The following is a 20,759-nucleotide window of genomic DNA, read 5'->3' on the forward strand; positions in this document are numbered from 1 at the left end:
CTCACTATTGCTCCTGTCCGTCGTCTTCGATGCGAATGCAGCCTCCATATATGCACATGTTCGTGCTGGTGTTTAACAGGGCGGGATGGTTTTCCACGAGTACATCTGCCTTGCCATCGATCCAGGGCATCGTGACCACGGGAACGCATGGCATTGGCTTGAGTACGCCGTTGTTGGCAGCAGTAGCAGCCGCGACAGTTGGATTTTTCTCGCATTTGCATTTGCCAAACGGCATGATGTTCACTTGCGGCATATAGTCATTCACGTTCATTTGTGCCTGGTTGCGAATGTAAACGCCATGACTAAACGGCGTTTTCAGCTTGTTCTTCTGGCTCCCGTAGTCGCACGTGAGAATTGCTCCCGCCACGACGTAGCTTTTCTTCGGAGCGGACGACGGTACAACATCAACATCTTCAATCATGGGCATGACTCATTCTCCTCCCTGCTTGCTCTGCTTTTTTCAAGCGGATACCGAAAAAGTCCCTGCGCAGCAAAGCTTCCGCTAGCCGCAAATCGATGATGATATACGGTTCGCGAATGCCTTCGATTTGAAAAATCGTATGACGCCCAATCTTTTCTGGATCGAGAACCAGCCTTTTGAGGGAGCCGTCCCTGTGAAGCTCGCTTTGCTCGGACAGGCAGTTCACACGCGGCAGGATCATCAGCCAGTACAAATCCTGCTTGATCCGCTCCCTGTCTACCAGCACGACAGATTTGACAAACAGCTTCGGCGCGAACTTGTGGATGATTGTCTTTAAGCGATTGGAATAGAGCGGAATCGGTCTGTCGAGAAAATCCAGGTAGTCGTTCTCTTTCTTTTGCTTGATGTCGAACTGGATGATCGCCTCGCCCAGCTCTTCCTGATAATCCAGGGTGAGCCACTCCTGCTGAATGACGTCAAAAACGTTAGTTGGCTCTACCGCACTCGCGATTCGTTCGTCCTGTGACAAGATGAAATAATTCATACCTGACTCCCCTCTCGCCAAATGACATGTCGTTCCTGAAGCTCATCCAACAGAATGGACTCCCTTGCCTCCTGCGAGAATACGGCTCTCTCCAAAAGCGCGCCGCTAAAATTCGCTCCGGTCAAAATCGCATCTGTAAAGTCTGCTCCGCGCAGATCGGCTCCAGTAAAATCAGTCCCGGTCAAGTCCGCCCCGACGAACAAGACGCCATCAAAACCAGGCATCTCCCACGCATCTGGTTCCAAAAGTCCCCTTGGCCCGGATGCTTCACGAAAACTCGCCCCTAGTAGATTCGCTCTGGTAAAATCCGCTCCATGGATGAGACTGTCTCCGAAATCAACTGCTTTTAGCTGAGCACGATGCCATCTCGTTCCGACTAAAACACTTTCGCGAAGGGTTGCTTTCGTTAACTGACTGTCAGAGAGGTCCGAATAACGAAGATCAAGACCATCGAATTGCCCTTGCCCCAGATCGAGGCCAGCCAAAACCTTGTAGCCGTATTCCAGCTCTTGCTTTTCTTCCAGCCAAGCACGGATCATCCCGGAATCTTTGTGGCGAGTGTCCAGACAATACACGATCTCGCTTTGATCCAGATATTCTCCGACACGCACCTCCAGCTCCGGCTCCTTGTCCACCTGTTGAAAGACTTCCAGCTGTACAGCCTGCACCATGGCATAACGGATCAGGTGAACGACATATTGATGAAACTTCTCTGCCTCCACGAGCTTGATCCGTTCGATATCGGGAAGTCTTACATGTCCGGCATACGCTCTGGCAGCCTCGTTCCATTCGTCTGCGAGCCGATCCAAAAAGCGGAAAGCCCAGCTGGCATCATAGCTGGTTTGACATTCCACCGGATCGAAAAACCAACTGCTGTCCGTAGCTTCCAGCAAATAATGACTGCTTCCAAGAAGAAGCTCCGTCCGCAGCATGGAATAGGTCAAGTGCGCCAGTTTGCCCTTTGTCCCTTGCCCCTGCTTATCAACCACGCGTCGGCATATGGCTTCAAATGAACGGAGAAATTCTTTTGCCAACCTCTCTTTATTCGCCTGATAGTAAGCATCCAAGGCATGCAGGCTGGCGATGGTTCTCTTCGGCACCTCGTGCTCCTTGAAATGCTGCAAGGCTTCCTCTCTCTCCATGCCAATCCCCCCTTCTTCTCACCGTTTTTGCATACACCAAACACACGGTTACCCGCGTGGCAACCATGTGTGTCAATTGGTTTTGAGCTCCTGCCCGACGATGCTTGTATTTCCGTCCATCTTGATGTTGCTCTCTTTGCAGGTGAGACTGATCTCCTCTTTCGCCGAGATAATCACCTTCGTGGCAGAGTCCATCAAAATGTCCTTTTCGGAGACAACCTTGATATTTTTCTTGCTGAAAATCTGGATGCCGTCCGCGTCGGTCATGCGAATGAGGATTTCCCCGTCCTTTGCGCTAAGCAATACCTCCGACGGGCTGAACATCAGTTCTTTTCCGTTGGCCGTACGGAAGTATTTGATATCAGGATTCCCGAGCTTGTTCGTTTCGCCCTCGTCTGAATTTTTCCGGACAGAGCTGATCGCAATCCCGTCACTTTCCTTGTTGCTCGGAAAATAGACGCGAACGTAGTCATCGAGCTCAGGCATGCAATACCAACCGCTGTTTCCTTCGGCTGTATAAACCGAAGAGTACGGGAACCAGTGCGCTTCGCTCTTGCTCTGGCTCTCATCGATATCGAGGTGGATTTTGACGTTGTCTTTTGAGACTTCAATGACTTTCCCCTGCACCGATGCCCCTACAATGAGCGAATTGTGGAGCGGCTTTTGGCTCATTCCTTTTTTGGACGCAAGCAAATACTTGTGCTTGAGCAAGCCTTTCTTCATCTCGGTATGGGCCTCATACACATACAGGCTCTTCCCTTTGAAATCAACACCGTTGCCCAAATCGAGCACGCGATCCGTCTCTACCTCGTAAAAGATGTAATCATTTTCATCCACACCCTTGACCCCGTTTTCCGAGGAATGGCGGTATTCATTCAAATTTTTGCGCACCCGATAATGAAAATCGTCCAGCTTGCCTTTCGATGCACCCTCTGGCACACCAAAGCTGAACTTTGGCTTTTCAAAAACGGATGCTGGCATCAGTCCAGTTTGAAAACGCGAAGCAAGCCGCTTGAGAAATTGCCAATCCGTCTCCTGATACTGCATGGTAAAGGAGCCCAGCTTCCCACCATTGGAGGCCATGTCCATAATGTCCATGCCTGGGTATTCTCCTGCGATTGTTTTCAAAAGGGCACCGTAGGTCATGGCTTTGTTTTGAAACGAACGGCTCTTGCGCTTCACGTCGAGATTGTACGTAGGCGAGACGGCTTCGACGTACAAATAATACACGTCTCGTACGGCTTTGATGCCTATCTCCAGAACGATCCCCGCAAAAAGCGGCGTGGCGTTGCCTTCGTTATCCACCTGACTGATTTCGATCGGGGTCTGTGCTTCCGTCATTTCTACATAGCTGTCCTTCAATTCTTCTGGTACAATCCCCGTAAATGTCAGGCGGGCATGCTCATTGATCTTTTTCGTAATCGTCAGTTCTACCAGATGCGTCAATTGATAAGGAGAGATTTGCAAATTGTTGTAGGCAATGACAGGAAGACTCATATTTTCCCTTCTCCCTTCCCATTTTCATCCGAATTGGTGGATACGAGCGACAAGGAATCCATGATCCCCCAGCCTACCGACTTCCAATCTGACAGCTCCTGCTCCGTGCAATTGAACGTGCAGAGAAGAGCGCGTCCCTGTAGGGAGACAAAGCTGATCAGGTTGTAAATGTCCGTATCCAATGCGGGCGCAACAAACTCGAAAAATCCGACGCTGGTCCCCGCAATCTCACGTATTCCTTCCTCCTGCCAACGGGCGAGCGGCTGTGTTCTCCGCAAAACCTGCTTCATGACATCCATGAAGGCCTTCAGCTGTGCAGGAGAATCGATCAGCTTGCTCTCGGTATAGGTAAACGCCAGGTTAATTGACGCTGTTTCGTTCGTAAAAATCAGGGAAGGCCTACGTTCCGATGGATACTTCAGAGCAGCTACTTCTGGACTCATGATGGAAAATGTCTTTGGGAGTCTAATCTGTACGAGATCGTCGAGGACGCGCTTGTCCTCCATGGGAATTCTCTCTTCACCGACTGTAATAAATGATTTGTTCACCACATCCAGTCGGTTTTTGCCCTTCGGACCAAAACGTATTGCTGCTGGCTGTGCATCCTCACCGGAAAGCTCATTCAACATGCCGATAATGCTTTCATCCATGCGCGCCATTTCCATTCACCATCCTCTCGTTAATCAACAATAACCCGCTGACGCCCGCCTGTTTTCCACTCCGTTTTTGAGGACTTTCCGCCACTCTTGGCGTCATCCAATATGCGTGCGAGGTATTTGAGAATCTGTAGATTCGTGTACTCGCGGTAACCAGTCCCCAGTCTGTTGCCTATATAATGAAGAATGAGTCCCCGCTCTACTCTGTCCGCATTCAAGCACTGCATGACAAAGGCGAGATCATACGGGTGATTGGTGACAGTCTTCAGCATTTCATTGGCAAAATACCGCAGGATGTAAGGAGCAAGTGTTGGCTCGTTTCTCCCGGCATGTTCGACATGCACGATATTCCACGTATTGAATTCGGTCGCCATATCGGCTAAATCCTGATAATCACCGCGAAGCCTTGCTCCTTGCTTGAGTTTGAAGCGCCCCAACTCCCTTTCATCAGGGCGTGACTCTATCTCCTGATCGAGAATATACGACGTCTCGTAAACGTAGTAGTCAGTCAGCGAAGTCTCCTCATGAAAGCGAATCTTGAGGACCGTCTCCATACCTGTGGCCTCATAAGGGACACGCTCTTCGCGGTCGAACAAATAAATCCGTCCTTGATGCTTGACGATCCCTCTGCCGACAGTGAGGTGCCCTTCGCCTATCGTTATATCCATCCCGGAAATAATGCCGTCTGTATAATCCTGAAAGTATAAATCTACAAAATGCCGCGGGTAATCACGCAGATTTTCAAGCATCTCTCGCTTGAGAATTCGCCCTTTATGAAAATTGGGATAGAGATGGGAAAACACCGCTGTTCCCCCTTCCTGTTCATTTAAGCTGCCTGGTTATTTGATCATTTCATCCCGTCAAAGAAATCCAGCTCGGACAAGTCACTCTCAAAAGCAAAGAAAACCTTTTTCCCCAAAACAAGCTGTTCATTCAGACGAGCTACTGGCACGACATGGAATCCCCACTCGCTACCGCTCGCAAAAACAAAGTATTTCGACTCGCCATTTTGAATCGAGTCAGTCTCATCCTGCGGGATATGTGTACCGTACTTGCTCGCGATGTCCTCATACAACACGGTTTTGTATTGGGCAGGATCATCCATGTACAAGTACCGTTGGCGCAGCTGGCCGTCATTTTCCTTGAGATAAAATTCAACCTCGCTCACGCCGTAGGGACGCGAGATAGAGCCATGCACGAGACTCAGCTTTTCCTGACTGTGAATAAGCACTCTCTCTTGCTTGTTATGAGTGAAGGCGGTGACGGAATACGGGACGATCGGCGCATGATTCGTAATGTTCGCTTCAATGAAGCCTGCCTTTTTGGCACTTTGATAGCGCAGTGCTCCACGTAAGCAAGACAGCTTCAGGTCTGGCACCTTGCCCGCATCTTCCGACTTTTGCCGGAACTCGATACTGCGTCCAGGGACAAACTCTTTGAGCGCTTCACGGAAAACATCAATCCGGCACGACTGCCCGGTCAGCTTGATGATCGAGAAGTCAGCCAGCCTTCCCTGCTGGTAAAAATCGTCCAAGAAGTCGCGCAAAATCTCGTAAATATCCGCCTTGATCAGGTGATTGATCTCTTTGGCGTTGAAGACGACATCAGGAAAATCAAACACATCCCGGAAGCGACCATCCTCCCGTATCGACAACACCCATCGCTCGACTGCCGTCAGCTTTAGATCAGGCTCTTGACGATTTTCCGTATCGGATGTGAAGCGATTACGCAGAATGCCAGTCTGGCGGAAAAACTCTTTTTTCATGTGGTCAGCGAGGTCCCACAAAAAGTGAAAATTGTTGCGGACACGCTGATACTCGTCCCGGCTCTTGTTTTCGTACTCCTTGTAGCGAGTCGGCAAAATCGCCTCAGCTTCTCGATATCTCGCCTCGAAGCGTTCATAGACGGAGTCGACGCCGTATTCATCCACGTACCGGAATATTTCCGATCCGGGGATGTCGATGATCTGGTCGATGTCGATCAGTTGCCGCCCTTTTCCGTAATAGTCCGCAAAGACGATTTTCATAAATTGCATGATGCGATACGTAATGTTGTTGCCGCCAAAATTGGTGTCGCCGTTTTCATAGGTCGTATCAATATCGATGCGATAGGAGATATGTCCGTCCTCGATCCGGAAATGGCAGGATGACAGATCGGTCGTTCCTCCACCGCAATCGATGACGAGCGCTTGATATGTCTCACCGTCCAGAAAGCTGTTTTTGTCAATTTGATCCGCAATCGTGTTAAACAGGACGGCCATTCCTTCATCGAGGGCGTGCTCTGATTCGATGCGATACTCAGGTAAAATCTCGGTGAACATCTCAAGAAACTGCGTTTTCAGCTTAACCGGACTCGTGATATGCAGATGACGAAAGCGGCATTTGAATTGATGCTCGGCCATTTGAATGACGTGAAGAAGGTATTGGCGCAGGATGTCGCTTCGTTTCACAGTCGCGGTATTCCCTTGGCTGTCCATGACCTCTTCGATCTTGTGATAGCTGTTCACCCAGCGCTTGATGCCTTGAAACACGGTCGCGTTTGTGCTGTATCCGTTCTTTTTCATGTGCCGAAGTGCTTCATAACCGATGTGAAAGCGAACATCGTGTGGAGAGGAGCAATCCGCTACACTGACAGCCGTCGGCAGCACCTCGATCCATTCCTCGTTTTTTTGCGTGGTATCGGGGAAAGAGACGTAATTGATCGCATTCATGCGTATGCGTCCATTCAACAAGTCGTTGCTAGAAGGGGAGCTGATATACTGATGGTCGAGAAAAGCACCCGCTGTCGTCGAGGAGGTACCAAAATCAATCGCGAGAACGGCATCTGTTTCTTCCAATTCCCTGATCTCGAGGTCAGTCACCGGTACTTTGTAGTAGTGGAGATTGACAGGCGGCAACGGATGGTCCTGGTGATACGCCTTGTACAAATACTCCGAGTCCTGTTTGCGGAAAAAGAGCAGGCTATAGTTTTGATTGACGGTTTTTCTCAACTGAGCATCTTGGTGAGCGTGCAGCGTAAAATGCCCCGCTCTCCTATCGTCTTTTTCTTTGTGCAGATGCAGAATGCCACATAGCTCCATATGGTCATTCACCAGAAGCACATTGGATTCGGACAAGCCCTGTGAGGATTCGACGCGATAGTTGTCCAGCCTGTCAATGGCGAGACCCATGTACAAGCACATCTTCGCTGGAATTTTGATCGTATCTACACCTGGCATCGGTGTGTTTAAATATTTGTGGAGTACGGCTTCGAGGCGTTCAACACCACCTGGAACAGCACGCTCAATCAGGAGGTTTTCTTCTGCGCCGCGAAAACGCAGAATCGTGTGCAGCAGTCCCTCCCGATCGAGATTGTTCACGACAGAGCCGACTAGCTTTTCCTTGTAACATATATTGCGTAGCTGAAAGGTCGTCATCTCCATCAGCTCGTCCTGTGTGTAGGTCGCTTCGCCTGGATGATTGCGTTGATTTCCATCCCCGCTGCCTTTTTGGAGATGAAGCTTATATGAATAGGTAGTCATCCCAACTCTCCTCTCTCCCGACCTTCGTTGGGGTCAATCGGTCAAAAACCTTTAGTACAGTGCAACACTGTCGATTTGCATCGTTTCTTCGACATCCAAAATGCCGAAATGATTTCGCCAATAAATCTCTGTATGGAACCGAACCGGCAAAAAAATATCCTTGATTAAAGCGAGCTTGGCATGTGCGGTTTCACTCTCCGACTGCCCGACGTAAATCAGTAGCTCATCTTTTTCTTCGCAATTAGCGTAAATGGTAGAGTGGGAGAAAATTTTGCGCATCGTATCCTTGAGCAGGTACACTGCTTCACCGGTCTCATACAAGCGCAAAATATTGCCTGCAATAATCTCTCGCTCCTCTTTGGTAAAAAGCCGGATATTTTCCTGTACCCGACTACCGAACAGCCCCGCTTCCAAGTCGCGCAATACAAAGCGGATGTGGTATTCACGCTTGTTCATCCCTTGCGACAGATCGATCTCGGCCAGCAAATGGATGATGATATCAAACAAGGTATGCCGAAGCTCTGCATCGTCCGAGTAATTGGCATCAAAAAGGTCACGGAAAATATCGTCGAAACGGTAGTACGGATTCACTTCTACTGTCTTGTCCACCGTTTTGGCGTTGATGGCCTCATGACTCAGCTCCATATAGGGGGAATACACTTTGGCCGCTTTGAACTGGATGTCTTTATTGGCAATCCCGGCGCGTTTTGCACGAATAACCAAATCCCAGATGTAATTCAAGCCCATTCTCCTTCACACTTGTATTCCGGAAAATACATCTGAACCTCGGAGACGAGGAAGCTCATCATGTCTTGGAGAATAAAGCTGTTCGCCCCGCGTCTCCGAAAGCCGAGAGCCATGATCTTCTTGTCGTTTTCTACACGAACGTTATCGCTAATGAACGGATTCAAGCCGTACGTAGCGGGAGGCCGATTGTTTTTGTCCCGGATCTCAACATTCACTAGCTCCAACTGCTCAGCGGCCTCAAAGGAATGGACGATTCGGATAATCTCTCCTTTGGCTCGTACGGTCATCGCCTGCTTCCGTGCATAGCTCCCAACAAAGCTGTTTTTGCGGCGATTGGACACTAATTCGTAATCGAGTCTTCCGATGCGGGTCGTGACAGGCTGTGTAATTTTGCATACGTTCCAAACTCCCGACTTCTCCTGAGGTGAGACGATCGTCAGCTCTTCCGGTGACCGCTTGATGTAGCGAATCAGCTCCTCATCTCCATCCACCAAATATCCGTGCTCACTGCCTGTCTTGCGTAACGACAGGACATGCTCAAAATTCACCCGGTCAATGGCAGGAACGGGAAAGCCGATGTTTTTTAAACCCAAACGCTCGATGTTCCACAACGGGATAACGTCCAGCTTTTTGTAAGGCTCCCACTCATCGAGGGTAATCGACATTTCCAGTATCTCTTCGTCTTCTGTAAACGTGCCCTCACAGGCAACCAGAATGACATCGAAAAACTTGCTAGCGTAAGGGTGATTCACCGTTTTCCACGGCATCCCGTTCTTTTGAAACATGTTGTACAGCTTTTCCAGCTCTTCCATATACACACGGCTTTGTTGGAGGCGCACCTCGATTGGATAGTGATTGCCTCCCGTATTCAGCCGACCCTTGAAGGTTCGCTTGCTCATCATCAGCGCCTGTATCTTGTCGTACTCACATTCTAAAAAGATCGTCATCATGACCGCTTCTTCCTGGTTGCTGAGCTTGACCGCTAACTCTTTACGATCACATATCTTCTTTTCCTCATCGCCAGGAATCATCGGGTACAAATACTCGTGGATCGGATCAAAGTCATCGCGATGGCAGAGGGTCACGTAGATGTCATGCTTATCTTCCTTGTCCTCGATCTCAGTAAAAACACGCTCCTCCAGCTTCTTCTGCATCTCCTCCTGATACTCGACCAGGTTGAGGAAGACACCGTTCATGATCTGCTTGAGCAACCTGCGCTGCTCCAGCTCCTCCATTTTGTTCAAACGATCCAGTACGATCTCTTTCATGGCGTTTTCGCTGCCTCCTCCTGTGTCGGATTGGCTGTAGCTGGTGGATTAGCTTGCGGTGGCTGAACTGGCTGAGTCGCCGGAGCTGTCTCGGCAGGTGGAACTGCTTGATTAGTCGGCACTACTTGGTGCGCCGGAACTGGTTGGTACGTTGGAGCCACCGGATTGACTGGGACTGTCTGGTTAACCGGCGCAGTTTGGTTAATCGGTGCCGTCTGGTTCACCGGAGCCGTTTGATTTACCGGAGCCGTTTGATTTACAGGAGCCGTCTGATTAACCGGTGCCGTTTGATTCACCGGAACTGCCGGAGGTTGACTCGCAGCACTCGTCCCTTGCACAGGTGGCTGGCCTGCCGGCGGAACAGCAGGAGGATTCAGCTTCTCCTCTGCCTTTGTCACCTTGCGTTCCATCGCCAAAACTTTTTCCAGCACGCCAATCTCCTGATAAATTTCCTGCGCCATCGTATACGATTGGATCGCTCCCTCGAAGTCTTGCGCCGCATAGCTCTCGTCGCCTTGCTTCTCCAGCTTGTCGCCGTCGAGCGTCTTCTTTTCCTTATCGATACCGGTCTTTTTGGAAGCTACCTCGTCCAGCTTGGTACGCAGCTCCTTTTCTCCTGTTACAAAGGAAGTTTCCAACGCCAGCTTGCGCGCCTTTTGGTAATAGGCTTCCGCACCAGCGTAATCCTGCCCCTCAAACAAGAGATCGCCTTCCTTTTTCCACTGCATGACGAGCACATACGATTGTGTCTTTTCTTTCTTCTCCAAAATCTCAGGTTCGTTAAAATCATCGCGCCCTTTCATTTCCTTGAGCGCCTTGTCGTACTTCTCCAATGCTTTGGCGTACTGCTCATCTTTTACAGCCGTATCTCCATCCACGATCAACTGTGTAATACGGATTTTTTTCACCAAGAGAGCGGCCTGAATTTTGTTTTTGACGATATTTGCAGCATTTCGGGCATCACTGTACGCCTTGAGTGCCTTGGGATAATCGCCCTCCGCAATAAAAGCGTCACCTGCTGTTTCATGCTCGAACATCCCTGTCGCAGCATCCGCGATGCGCTCCGCTTCCTTCATCTTGAACAGCAGAGCCCCGCCTCCAGCCAAGGCAAGCACGAGAAGGATGAGTGCAACCCGTTTGATAATCCGCCATTTTTTTTGCGGGTCTGTCTTGAATATTTTGTTCGCAAAAATAGCGGCTGCCGTGTAGTTTTGAACAACATGCTCTTGCTTGCTCAAAAGCACGTCTTCCAGCGTATCGATCCAGGTTTCAGGATCTTTCGCCTCTTGGAGCCCGTCCTGCATCTCGGCCGGATTCACCTTCTCCCACAGACCAGGGGTGGCAAGCAGAAAAACATCACCGTCATATAGCGGGAGCTTCTTGGAGATAAACGGGTGAAATTCATTGGGCGTCCCCAAATAACTCAAGAGATTATGGCGCTCTTCGTGCTGATCGAGCGCGTCCTCTGCGATTTCCTCTCCATCCACCATCTGTTGGGCAAGACTCTGATCCTTGCTCTGCCATTGCAATCGGCCATTGCGAAACTGATACAGCCGGGTGTTACCAGCGACCCCGTACCTCACTCTGGCATAATCCGTAACGATTACGGTCAAGCTCGCCTTTAGTCTGACGCGATGGCTCTCGGCTTGTAGGACACGATGGGCCTCCTGCAAATAGCGGCGAATGCGATAACGCGAAATGGACGGCTTCTGCAAAAAGTAGCCCAGAACGCTTTTGGCCGCCAACTCCGCACTTTCTACTTCCTGATCGTTGTCTAATCCGCGGGCGATTACCCAGCACGCGATATCATCCAGCTCGGCGAAGGCAAAGTAATCCTTGTTGCGAACGAAGCTGCCTGATTCGGATAGAAACCCGGTAATGAATTCACTGTTGTCCTTTCTCATTCGTACTACCCGCTCCCCCGTTACCAGCCTTTTTCCAGGATGAGAATGGTTGCGTTGTCCTGATTGGCTTTTTGCTTGCTTTCCACCGCTTCAATGATTTGGTCAGCCGCGTCATGGGCAGCGATTTTTTGGAACAAAATCTGCTCCAGCTCCATCTCGGTTAACGTATCGTAGACACCGTCACTACAGAGAATGACCTTGTCTCCCTTCTCAAGCGGAAACGGCTCACGGCCAATTTCGATATTTTGAAAACTCTCGTAGCCCAAGTAGTTGATCAGCTGTTTTTTCTGCGGATGCTCCAACGCCTCGTCCTTCGTAATCTCACCGGACAGAAAACGAGCCTCCAGCACAGACTCATAAATGTCTTTTTGATTGATCGGGATGAATTCTCCGTTCCGGAAAACGGTGATGATACTGTCTCCAACCGCTCCCCAATACAGCTTGTCCTCTACGATTACGCCAGCGACCAGCGTTGTCCCACCCCGACTTCCTCTCAGCGTCTGCAAAATCTCCGAATTGGCAAGGGAAGCAGCCCGTGAAAAGAAAAGGGACATATGCTTCGGATTGTCCAACTTTGTAAACTCACGGATAAATGTAGTCACGGCAAGCGTTGAAGCAAGTCTGCCGTTAGCCAGTCCACTGATTCCATCAGCCAAGACCGCAATCGTCCCATGAGACGAAGTTGCCGTAGAAAAGTAATCATCCTGCTCTTCTCGTCTGCCGATCGTCTGTCCATTTCCGATCTGGATGACAGGATTCTTTTCTTGCCGGATCAAAGCTGCACGTAGACGAAACAAAAGAGTAATGGCAATGATCACGCCAAGGACGACCAGATACGGGATTGCGCCCTGTTGAAACATGCTCATCATTCCTTGCCTTTGTTGGAGTTGTCCCACTCGAAGTGAACACCGCACAGCGGGATGAAAATAAAGGTGCTCTTTCCGAGCTGGAGCACATCGTACGCAGTGAGCTCAACTGGTGTGTACACCGCTTCATTGTTATGATAGGCAAGTCCCGACGCATCACCCGGGAGCAAGTAAAAGTTGCGTTTTTTCGGATCGTAGACAATCACCGCATGATTGCGGCGAGAGATCGTGTTGTCTCCGACGATTCGGATATGCATATCCTCTGCGCGACCGATGAAGTTCTTCTCCGCCATAATGCGGTAATCTTGACCTTGTTGCGGCCCCTCAATACATACCAGCCATCCGGTAACAGGCTCAATTCCTTCTGTTTCCCCCAGGTACGGCATCGTCTTATCGTCGTCTGCCACTCTCGCTGGTGCTTTGTTGTCCGGTTTCGCCCCTGGCTCAACGACCATACTGCAATAAGGGCAGGTGCTTCCGTGTTTTCTGGTGCTAAACATGTGACCATTCGCGCATCTTGTCAAACTCATTCTTCTGCTCCCCCGTTTCGTTCCGTGCAAGGACGATATGTATGTGTGTAAAAGCGATATTTACCCCGTTGTTACTTCAGCAACAAGCGGGTATTGGCTATGTAAATGACGTCGCCAGCCTTAACTTTATGCGGCTGTTCAATCTCCAGCTTGCTCTTGTCGCGTTTGTTTGGCTGCTTGATGCCTGTGCCGTTTTTGGAATGAATATCCTCGATGAACCAGTCCCCAGACGCTTGATTCAGAACCGCATGCTGCTTACTGATCAAGGCAGCGTATTCCGCGTCCGCTAAGTCGATGTCGACCTCGTTTTGCGCGGAGCTTTTGCCGATCAAAAGGGATGTCTCCCCTTGGATGAACCACTCCTTCACGCTCTCTCCCTCTTCATCTAATAGAACCAGCTTGGTGACGCCATCCTCTTTCTTTGGCTCCGGTTCGTCGAGGCTTCCGAATTTGACAATAATGACCCCGAACAAAAAGAGTCCGAAGGCAATTCCTGTAATTATTTTCAGAGCGTTGCTGTCCGTATAACCAAAGACATATATGAGTGCACTAATCACAAGAATGGAAATCAGCAGCTCTATGAGCTTCACTCTGATGGACTTTTGGTACCCTTTTTTCTTCGCCACATCTTTCCCCCCAATCAACTACCTATGTATGCTCGTGATCAAAAGACGAATTTTTGAACTTCCTTGTAAGAAAAATGCTCCGAGCTTTGGGCGAATGATGTATGTATGGACATCCATCCAAAGACAGGAGCAGGTTGCTACTACCTCTATGTCATGAAAGAGCTGTCATCCAAGCCCGATTTTTCCATTTTATTTTTTCTTCATGCGGAAAAACTGTTCAAACATATCCGTCGTATCCAGTGGATTTTTCTTTTCGGATTTCATGGTGTTTGGATTAATCTCGCCTGTCTTCGGATGAAAACCAAAAAATCGTTCAAAGGTGCTCCCCAAATCCTCAAAGTTCACACCCGTTGCAGTCTGTGCTTGCTGTTTGCTTTGCCCTTGTTTTGTGCTGCTTGAATGGCTGGTCTGCTGTTGTTTCTTTTGCTGAAAAGCTTCGTAGCGTGCGTCGTACGCCTCGCGCAAGGCTGGGTTCTGCAATGTCTGATAGGCCTCGGTAATTTCTTTAAAGATTCGCTCTGACTCACTGCTCCCGGCATTGACATCCGGATGATGCTGCTTTGCCAGTTGACGGTATGCTTTTTTGATGTCATTCGTGGAAGCCTGTTTGGTTAGCCCCAGAATCTCGTAATAATTTTTCATGCGCGCACCCTCTGTCTGGCAATGATATTGGTTATTTTGTAGAGCCGTACCTCGAACACGGCTTTCGAGATACGGCTCTTCCTACCTTACTTCTCTCAAAACCTAAACAGCGTAGCCGCCTTCGATTTTGGTGAGTTCGGTTTTGTCTTTCTTTTGCTTGATGAAGATGCTGAATGTTCCTACACCCTCGGTATCACCGAAGCTCTCGTTGTAATCTACTACGAATGCGTTCGGGAAGTAGATTTTGCGGATCACTTGATCAGCAGCGATTACTTCCAATGTTACTTTTCGGTAGCAATCCGCTTTTTCTGCTGGTACCAAAGACCAGAGAGCCAGCTTCATGGTGTCATCCGCACTGTCACCATCTGTTGCAGTGATGATTTTGCCAGTCAGTTTCAGTGTTGCACCCACATCTGTGGAGCGCGCGTTGGAATCGTCTGGCGTGTCAGTGTCGTACTTTACTGTCTGAATGTTGTCCATGCCCAGCTCAATTGTTTCAGAACCTTCTACTTTGAGTCGAAAACCCATGAATAAAACCTCCTTGAAATGAAATCTTGCTCTCGAATTACCTGATTGGCTTCGAGGCTTATGTGTAAGGGTGCGTTTTGGGAAACACACCTCTAACCACCTGCGTAATGTGTCAAAAAGTTTCATAAACAGCTCTCCAGGGGATCAATGCTATGCTTTGACCGGAGTCGTTCCTTTGGTGATGGTGACCTCCAGGTTTTTCACATTGCCGTTGAACACCAGATCGATATGGCACAGATTGCTCTTATCATCGATGATGTAGCTCATGTCATCACCATCGTGAATGATGGAGTTCACGAAGCCTCGTGTGCCCAGCCATTTGCTTTTTTGGCTGCTCGGATTGTTACTGAAGAACTTCACGATGTTATCGTGTTTGAAATCACCCGTCTGGAAGCGGAGAATCCGCTCGATATAGGTGCTGACCAGTGTTTTGTAGATGGAATCAAAGCCGTCCTCTGCCATGGCTAGGCTGCGTGCCTTGTACACTGTAATGCGCTTGATATCTTTGCCTTGGATTTGTGCATTTTCCGAAGAGAAGACAAATCCAAAGTTTTTGCGGTTGATGGAATCTTTGATGTTGTTGGTGAAGCCAGAGATTTCTTTGGCCATTGTGGTGATAGCGCGCAGTCCATTTTCACCTGCTTCGATGTCAAAGCGCACACCTGGATATTCGCGGCTAACCACTTTGAATGTTTCGCGCAAGTACTCTGGACACTGGTACGCTGCCACGACACCAGCAGCTACGTAGCTGGCACCGACATAAACACCCTCGATCCACAGCTTCAGGATGTCTTCTTTTTCCTGGGACAGCTTCACGCCGTCTTCGGTTTGCAGCATTCTGCTGTCGATGACAACTCCTGATTTATCTTTCGGAATAATCGTGAAGTTCGGAATGCACGGGATAGCGAATTCACTGAATTCTTTGCGCACCAGGATTCCGCACTTGTCGATGTATTTATCAATGCCCGCTGTCGCCATGCTGTTGAAGGTCGTTTCTTCACCTGTACTGAAGCTGAAGAACACTTGTACCTTGAAGTCCTTGACGACCTGGAGCAGCATGGTGAGCGATTCCATCGTATTGCCGTCCTGCTTGACGACTTTTTCGTTCCCACGGAAACGCTCGCGAGTCACTTGTGCTTTTCCGGCGGAATCCATATCAACCGATGGCACGATTCCGAACCAGATCGTATCCGTGAAATCGTTTTTCGCGTTGACCGTGTTCAGATAAGTCTCCAGACGTGGAATGTTGCTGCTTTTCACGAGCATGTCGAGCTTCGTATTCGTGATCAGCATAGCTGGCTGCATGCCTTTGTTCTTGGTCACGTACTGATCGAAGAACATCTTCACGCCCAAAATTTTCTCGACCAAAGGCTTCACCGTTTTTACGAAGTCGTCCTTGGCGTTTTTGTAAAACTCCAAATACGTATTGTAGTTCTGTACTTCTGTCTCAATGTTGACTTCGGTATGTACCGTCGGCAGCGGGCAGAAGGTGCGCACCACGAGATCTTTTACATAAGAGGATGGCGTCTCTGTGATCGACTCGTAATCCTCTTCGAAAACGTTCATCAATCCGTTTCCACTGTTTTCATCGAGAACCATCAGCTCGCGGCTGTCACTCTTCGGTGCCTCGATGATCTTCAATTCTCCGTCTTCCCCAATCGTCAGCATCCCGATCTGAATCGCCTCGGATTGGTTCTCTTCTTGTGCGCCGCCCAAGAGCAGTCGTGTTTTGATATCTTCAATCGCCAGCGGCAGCATTGCCATGACGTTGTTGTAGTTTTTGCTGGCATCCTCGAACATCGTGTTCAGCTTGTCACCGAGATCGAGCTTCTTCGGATCGCCATCATCGAGCTTTTCGTAATGACCGTACAAATAGTGAATCTCTTTGCGCACCTGACGGATGTCATCCATCACTTTTTTCGGGGAAATCATATCGAGCAAATTCTCGAATTTGAAATCCACGTTGGTGATACCTTGGCTACGCTTCGTATCAATCAGGGTAAACAGCATTTTCAAGAAGTCGTTGCTCTGATCGATCTTGATCTCGGAAATCGCATCCTCTGCAATTCCGTCAGGCTTTTTCAAGGTGTACATCACTTTTTGGTTCGCTGCATTGTAGAACGAATACACACTCGGTGAGAACTTGTCCAAAAACTCATCGAAGCTGCGCACGAGGAGATGCTCGTTGATCTCCTTGATCTTGTCGTCGCTGAGACTGTCGATGCCTTTTACATCTCCAACAATGGTGATCAGGTCCAATTTTTCCGGGTTGATCTCTTCGAACAGCATGGTTCGGTTGGTCTGGTTAATAATGTCCATAAATGGCCCCTTTCTGTTGTCTACATAACCACTTAGTCCTACTTGATAGATGATGAGTCCTACTTCACGAATAAAGATACAAATCGTGACATTTATACCAAAAACAAACAAAAAATCTTGCCTCTAAATTAAGCTTTGCCCGCATTATTTGTCAACATTCCGCAGATTGTGACAAATTCCCTATACCTCAGCGACCATTCTCAGTATTTAGACCCATTTTATTCCACGAATCTTCCTTTTCTTGGATTCTCGTTTTATGCTGAAGACACCGAGTCTCCTTTCCTAGGTCTTCGAAAAAATAGGGATAAGCCTCACCTTGTCCACTCTCTTACTAGGAAAGAAGCACAAGGACTGATAGATAATTCTCCCTAGTTGCCGCTGGGGAGTATTATGCATTCACCTCATATTTACAAAAATGGGTGTTATTAACTTTTAAATACATCGGCAATACGTAACCGATCTTTTATACGAACAAACATTTATAGGTAAATCGTCCCATTTTAGTAAGTCATGAACTTTTTAAAATTTTTTTCAGAAAAAAGGTGAGTGTATGTACAAAAATCGTCAGTCAACCCTCTCTCTGCCGCCACTTTTTCGAATGGTGGTCATCGGACTGCTCCTTCCCATGCTCTTCTTGTCCGCCCCTCTTACTGCGGGGGCAAATGGAACAATAGATGCAGGAGTAGACGCGGTCTTTGTCATTGATACGAGTAATTCCATGAACAAAACAGACCCTGGCAAAACAGCCGCAGAGGTCATGAGTATGTTCATTGATATGAGCGAAGCCACGCGTACCCGCATTGGCTTTGTCGCTTATAATGATCGGATTGTACAAGCTCAGTCTCCAGCGAGCATGGCCGAAGCAAGGAATCGGGAACAGCTCAAGCGAACCATTCAAGGATTGCGGTACTCTGGGTATTCGGATTTGGGGCTCGGTTTGCGCAGAGGGGCAGAGATGATTGAAAAAACAAAGGACCCGGCTCGCAAGCCATTTTTGATCCTTCTCTCAGACGGAGGAACAGATTTGCGGCAAAATGCGGGTGGCAGGAGTGTGGCAGCATCCAACAAGGATGTGGAGACAGCTATCTCGAAAGCAAAAGCGCAAGGCTATCCGATCTATACGATTGGCCTCAATAGCGATGGCTCCGTCCAAAAGGATCAATTGAAAAAAATCGCAGAGGCAACAGGCGGAACTTCCTTTGTCACACAAAGTACGGATGATCTGCCCGAAATCTTCAATCAGATTTTTGCCAAGCATATTCAATCGCAACTCGTGTCGGTAGCGGCCATGACAGCTACCGGGGGCTTGCAGGAAGTGACCGTGACCATTCCTAACTCCAGCATGCAGGAAGCCAACATCATCCTGTTGTCCAACAATCCGCTGCTGGAATCGCAAGTGTACTATCAATCGCAAAATGTGCATTTCATGAAATCTAAAAAATACTCGCTGATGAAAATAGAAAAGCCGAAGAAGGGAAACTATCTCGTTAAATTTAGAGGCAAACCCGGGGATTTGGTGAAAATCAATTTACTGGGGAATTACAGCTTGATGGCTGGTGTAGAGGTCAAGCCTGAACCAGTTATCAAGGGGAATCCTGCTACGTTTACTACCTATCTCCACCATCTGGAGGGTGGCAAACGACTGGATGACAAGGATGTGTACGCATCCATGCAAGCAGAATTGATCGTAACCGATCTCGTGGGGAAAAAAGAAGAAAAGATTCCGATGAAGAATCTTGGCAATAGCTTTACGGTCGACTACGTCTTCCCTCACACGAGCAAGTACGAGTGGAAAATCTTTATGAACGGCCCGGACTGTTATCGCGAGACGGCTTCGAGCGTTTTTGATATCACGAATATCGCGCCAGTTGCTGCCTCGGTCAATACCTTGACGATCGAGAAGGAAAACGGCGAGCAGGCTATCGATTTGGGTTCGTTCTTCACGGACGCCAATAACGACAAGCTGACCTATACCATCGTCACTGCTGATCCGGACGAACGATTTATCGCTACGATTCAAGACGCGGCACTGAAGCTGTCACCAGAGAAAAGTGGCACATCAGAAATCACCATTACCGCCACGGATGCGGAAGGAGCAAGCGTCACAGGCCCGCTCGTTATTACCGTGCACTCGGTATGGGACCGCTACATCACCATCGGCATGATTGTGTTGCTCGTAGCAGCGATTGGCTACGGTGTTTACCTGCTTACACGTCCCAAGCCTGCCTTTGTGGGGCGTCTGGAGGGGTATTTCCTGCACACGGCAAGCGGCCATGACATCCCTGTCAAGTTTTGGCCTCTCGCCTCCTTTGGCAAGAAACAGCGGATCACGTTGCAGGAGCTGTTCACCAGTTTGGATGTGAATGAGCATTTGCCCGAAGCGCATAAGATTTACTTCCAGCCAGGAAAAAATCAGACGCTGCTTCTGGTCAATCATAGTCACTGCACAGTTGAGCGGGGCAAGGAAACCATGCCCCGACATAAAAAGCTCGTCCTCCAATACAACGACAAGGTGTATGTGACCTTCGAGGATCGGATGACCGAGATCGAAATTCGCTTTAAGAAATCGTCTAGTGAGGAAGCTTCCTAAGAGAGAAGCGCGCCTTTCCTTTCCAAATCAGATGCTCTGCACGAATCGCTGTCGCAAACAGCTTGAGTGTTGGGCATCTTTTTTTCGAGTCGACGGCCAATCCCCACATAATGACATTCGCCAGCAGCAGCGGAACCTCAGGGTTGATCGTTCGTAGCGATGGCAAGCGATCCTCAATCACTCTTGCCGCCACATCAACGGGACGCTCTTTGGTCAGACAGTAATACAGCGTGGCAGCCAGGCTGTAAATATCCGAGATGACTCCTTGCTTGGATTGACCCGAGTAAAACTCAAGCGGTGAATATCCTTCTGTCGTCACAATCGGCTTGGGTTCATCACTCACGAAATAGATCGCGGAGCCAAAATCGATCAGCACAGGCTGGCCAGCTTCGGTGATTAAGATGTTTTTGGGCTTGATATCGCGATGAATGATGCCCTTTTTGTGCAAATAGTCTAATCCGTCAAATACCGGAAGTATCGTCTGATACAAAAATGCTCCCAGATCAAGCTCGGCTTGGGCTAATACATACGCATCCAGTGTCTTCCCTTTGCAATAGTCCACGACGAGATAACCTGTGCCATTTTCGGCAAAATGGTCGATGTATCCGATGATAGTTGGATGATTCAGTTCTTTGTGTAGGGACGCCTCTTGCCAAAAGCTATCTAGCAGCATGTCGAATTTGGTTTGTAACGATGGTCTGCGACAAATGACCTTCACGTGATCCAAATCTCGCATCGCCAATGCTTGAGGGAAAAACTCTTTGAGAATGAGTGTCCGCTTGCTTTTCATATGGTAGACCACATACACATTCGACAGCTCACTTGTGGAAATGGTCTTTTTGATCCGATAAGCTTTTTGCAGGATCGTGCCTTTTTTCAGACCTCTTTCCCGTTCAACCTGTCTCATGTCATGGCCTCCCCTATCTTTCCTCTCAAAAAATGATAACGAAAGATGGGGG

18 protein-coding genes are annotated in these 20,759 nt (G+C 48.9%); 1 reads left to right on the plus strand and 17 read right to left on the minus strand.

The genetic code is table 11. From position 1 onward, the window contains the following. Positions 1 to 4: 4 nt before the first annotated feature. The 16 genes from ACM6JA_RS25315 to ACM6JA_RS25390 form a co-directional block, all read right to left on the minus strand. Positions 5 to 427, minus strand: a complete 423-nt coding sequence (locus ACM6JA_RS25315) for a DUF4280 domain-containing protein (RefSeq protein WP_048034243.1) — start codon at positions 425 to 427, stop codon at positions 5 to 7. Further along, positions 414 to 965, minus strand: coding sequence for an imm11 family protein (locus ACM6JA_RS25320; RefSeq protein ID WP_414854608.1), 552 nt, complete (start codon positions 963 to 965; stop codon positions 414 to 416). Before ACM6JA_RS25320 ends, ACM6JA_RS25315 begins: the two co-directional genes overlap by 14 nt. Continuing rightward, positions 962 to 2,107, minus strand: a complete 1,146-nt coding sequence (locus ACM6JA_RS25325; protein ID WP_414854609.1) for a pentapeptide repeat-containing protein — start codon at positions 2,105 to 2,107, stop codon at positions 962 to 964. The genes ACM6JA_RS25320 and ACM6JA_RS25325 overlap by 4 nt, the downstream gene beginning before the upstream one ends. Positions 2,108 to 2,179: 72 nt before the next feature. Beyond that, the gene (locus tag ACM6JA_RS25330; protein WP_173611961.1) at positions 2,180 to 3,604 is read right to left on the minus strand and encodes a contractile injection system protein, VgrG/Pvc8 family; all 1,425 of its coding nucleotides are present in this window, start codon (positions 3,602 to 3,604) and stop codon (positions 2,180 to 2,182) included. Next, a complete protein-coding gene (locus ACM6JA_RS25335; RefSeq protein ID WP_414854610.1) occupies positions 3,601 to 4,269 on the minus strand; it encodes a hypothetical protein in 669 nt (222 codons plus the stop codon). Before ACM6JA_RS25335 ends, ACM6JA_RS25330 begins: the two co-directional genes overlap by 4 nt. Before the next feature lie 14 nt (positions 4,270 to 4,283). After that, the gene (locus ACM6JA_RS25340) at positions 4,284 to 5,063 is read right to left on the minus strand and encodes a DNA and RNA helicase (RefSeq protein WP_414854611.1); all 780 of its coding nucleotides are present in this window, start codon (positions 5,061 to 5,063) and stop codon (positions 4,284 to 4,286) included. A gap of 44 nt (positions 5,064 to 5,107) precedes the next feature. After that, positions 5,108 to 7,780, minus strand: a complete 2,673-nt coding sequence (locus tag ACM6JA_RS25345) for a molecular chaperone (RefSeq protein ID WP_414854612.1) — start codon at positions 7,778 to 7,780, stop codon at positions 5,108 to 5,110. A 51-nt stretch (positions 7,781 to 7,831) separates the two neighbouring features. Then, positions 7,832 to 8,527 carry a hypothetical protein gene (locus ACM6JA_RS25350; RefSeq protein WP_039961353.1) on the minus strand — a complete coding sequence of 232 codons (696 nt, stop codon included), beginning with the start codon at positions 8,525 to 8,527 and terminating at the stop codon, positions 7,832 to 7,834. After that, positions 8,518 to 9,795: a normocyte-binding protein gene (locus ACM6JA_RS25355; RefSeq protein ID WP_414854613.1), complete on the minus strand. Its 1,278-nt coding sequence runs from the start codon at positions 9,793 to 9,795 to the stop codon at positions 8,518 to 8,520. Before ACM6JA_RS25355 ends, ACM6JA_RS25350 begins: the two co-directional genes overlap by 10 nt. Next, positions 9,792 to 11,699: a serine/threonine protein phosphatase gene (locus tag ACM6JA_RS25360; protein WP_414854614.1), complete on the minus strand. Its 1,908-nt coding sequence runs from the start codon at positions 11,697 to 11,699 to the stop codon at positions 9,792 to 9,794. The genes ACM6JA_RS25355 and ACM6JA_RS25360 overlap by 4 nt, the downstream gene beginning before the upstream one ends. A 20-nt stretch (positions 11,700 to 11,719) precedes the next feature. Further along, positions 11,720 to 12,559, minus strand: coding sequence for a PP2C family protein-serine/threonine phosphatase (locus tag ACM6JA_RS25365; protein ID WP_007728090.1), 840 nt, complete (start codon positions 12,557 to 12,559; stop codon positions 11,720 to 11,722). 5 nt (positions 12,560 to 12,564) lie between these two features. Beyond that, positions 12,565 to 13,095: an FHA domain-containing protein gene (locus tag ACM6JA_RS25370; protein WP_017252081.1), complete on the minus strand. Its 531-nt coding sequence runs from the start codon at positions 13,093 to 13,095 to the stop codon at positions 12,565 to 12,567. 71 nt (positions 13,096 to 13,166) lie between these two features. Beyond that, positions 13,167 to 13,721 (minus strand): FHA domain-containing protein, encoded by a 555-nt coding sequence (locus ACM6JA_RS25375; protein ID WP_414854615.1) that lies wholly within the window; start codon positions 13,719 to 13,721, stop codon positions 13,167 to 13,169. Between the two features lie 189 nt (positions 13,722 to 13,910). Beyond that, positions 13,911 to 14,363: a J domain-containing protein gene (locus tag ACM6JA_RS25380; protein WP_414854616.1), complete on the minus strand. Its 453-nt coding sequence runs from the start codon at positions 14,361 to 14,363 to the stop codon at positions 13,911 to 13,913. Positions 14,364 to 14,465: 102 nt separating this feature from the next. Further along, positions 14,466 to 14,891 carry a hypothetical protein gene (locus ACM6JA_RS25385; protein WP_007728098.1) on the minus strand — a complete coding sequence of 142 codons (426 nt, stop codon included), beginning with the start codon at positions 14,889 to 14,891 and terminating at the stop codon, positions 14,466 to 14,468. A gap of 150 nt (positions 14,892 to 15,041) precedes the next feature. Beyond that, positions 15,042 to 17,210 (minus strand): transcriptional regulator, encoded by a 2,169-nt coding sequence (locus tag ACM6JA_RS25390; RefSeq protein WP_372678999.1) that lies wholly within the window; start codon positions 17,208 to 17,210, stop codon positions 15,042 to 15,044. 550 nt (positions 17,211 to 17,760) lie between these two features. Here ACM6JA_RS25390 and ACM6JA_RS25395 point away from each other — a divergent pair. Next, positions 17,761 to 19,800 carry a VWA domain-containing protein gene (locus tag ACM6JA_RS25395; RefSeq protein ID WP_414854617.1) on the plus strand — a complete coding sequence of 680 codons (2,040 nt, stop codon included), beginning with the start codon at positions 17,761 to 17,763 and terminating at the stop codon, positions 19,798 to 19,800. Here ACM6JA_RS25395 and ACM6JA_RS25400 read toward each other — a convergent pair. Then, positions 19,781 to 20,707, minus strand: a complete 927-nt coding sequence (locus tag ACM6JA_RS25400; protein WP_414854618.1) for a serine/threonine protein kinase — start codon at positions 20,705 to 20,707, stop codon at positions 19,781 to 19,783. The genes ACM6JA_RS25395 and ACM6JA_RS25400 overlap by 20 nt on opposite strands. Between the last annotated feature and the right edge of the window lie 52 nt (positions 20,708 to 20,759).

It is taken from the genome of Brevibacillus sp. IT-7CA2 (genome assembly GCF_949767855.1).
GTDB lineage: Bacteria > Bacillota > Bacilli > Brevibacillales > Brevibacillaceae > Brevibacillus.

Excerpts from the sequence above, each read along its gene's own strand:
- ACM6JA_RS25400 (WP_414854618.1), bottom strand. The coding sequence starts at position 20,707 with ATGAGACAGGTTGAACGGGAAAGAGGTCTGAAAAAAGGCACGATCCTG.
- ACM6JA_RS25370 (WP_017252081.1), bottom strand. The coding sequence starts at position 13,095 with ATGAGTTTGACAAGATGCGCGAATGGTCACATGTTTAGCACCAGAAAA.
- ACM6JA_RS25325 (WP_414854609.1), bottom strand. The coding sequence starts at position 2,107 with ATGGAGAGAGAGGAAGCCTTGCAGCATTTCAAGGAGCACGAGGTGCCG.
- ACM6JA_RS25330 (WP_173611961.1), bottom strand. The coding sequence starts at position 3,604 with ATGAGTCTTCCTGTCATTGCCTACAACAATTTGCAAATCTCTCCTTAT.
- ACM6JA_RS25345 (WP_414854612.1), bottom strand. The coding sequence starts at position 7,780 with ATGACTACCTATTCATATAAGCTTCATCTCCAAAAAGGCAGCGGGGAT.
- ACM6JA_RS25320 (WP_414854608.1), bottom strand. The coding sequence starts at position 965 with ATGAATTATTTCATCTTGTCACAGGACGAACGAATCGCGAGTGCGGTA.
- ACM6JA_RS25350 (WP_039961353.1), bottom strand. The coding sequence starts at position 8,527 with ATGGGCTTGAATTACATCTGGGATTTGGTTATTCGTGCAAAACGCGCC.
- ACM6JA_RS25315 (WP_048034243.1), bottom strand. The coding sequence starts at position 427 with ATGCCCATGATTGAAGATGTTGATGTTGTACCGTCGTCCGCTCCGAAG.
- ACM6JA_RS25395 (WP_414854617.1), top strand. The coding sequence starts at position 17,761 with ATGTACAAAAATCGTCAGTCAACCCTCTCTCTGCCGCCACTTTTTCGA.
- ACM6JA_RS25380 (WP_414854616.1), bottom strand. The coding sequence starts at position 14,363 with ATGAAAAATTATTACGAGATTCTGGGGCTAACCAAACAGGCTTCCACG.
- ACM6JA_RS25355 (WP_414854613.1), bottom strand. The coding sequence starts at position 9,795 with ATGAAAGAGATCGTACTGGATCGTTTGAACAAAATGGAGGAGCTGGAG.
- ACM6JA_RS25390 (WP_372678999.1), bottom strand. The coding sequence starts at position 17,210 with ATGGACATTATTAACCAGACCAACCGAACCATGCTGTTCGAAGAGATC.
- ACM6JA_RS25360 (WP_414854614.1), bottom strand. The coding sequence starts at position 11,699 with ATGAGAAAGGACAACAGTGAATTCATTACCGGGTTTCTATCCGAATCA.
- ACM6JA_RS25365 (WP_007728090.1), bottom strand. The coding sequence starts at position 12,559 with ATGTTTCAACAGGGCGCAATCCCGTATCTGGTCGTCCTTGGCGTGATC.
- ACM6JA_RS25385 (WP_007728098.1), bottom strand. The coding sequence starts at position 14,891 with ATGGGTTTTCGACTCAAAGTAGAAGGTTCTGAAACAATTGAGCTGGGC.
- ACM6JA_RS25335 (WP_414854610.1), bottom strand. The coding sequence starts at position 4,269 with ATGGAAATGGCGCGCATGGATGAAAGCATTATCGGCATGTTGAATGAG.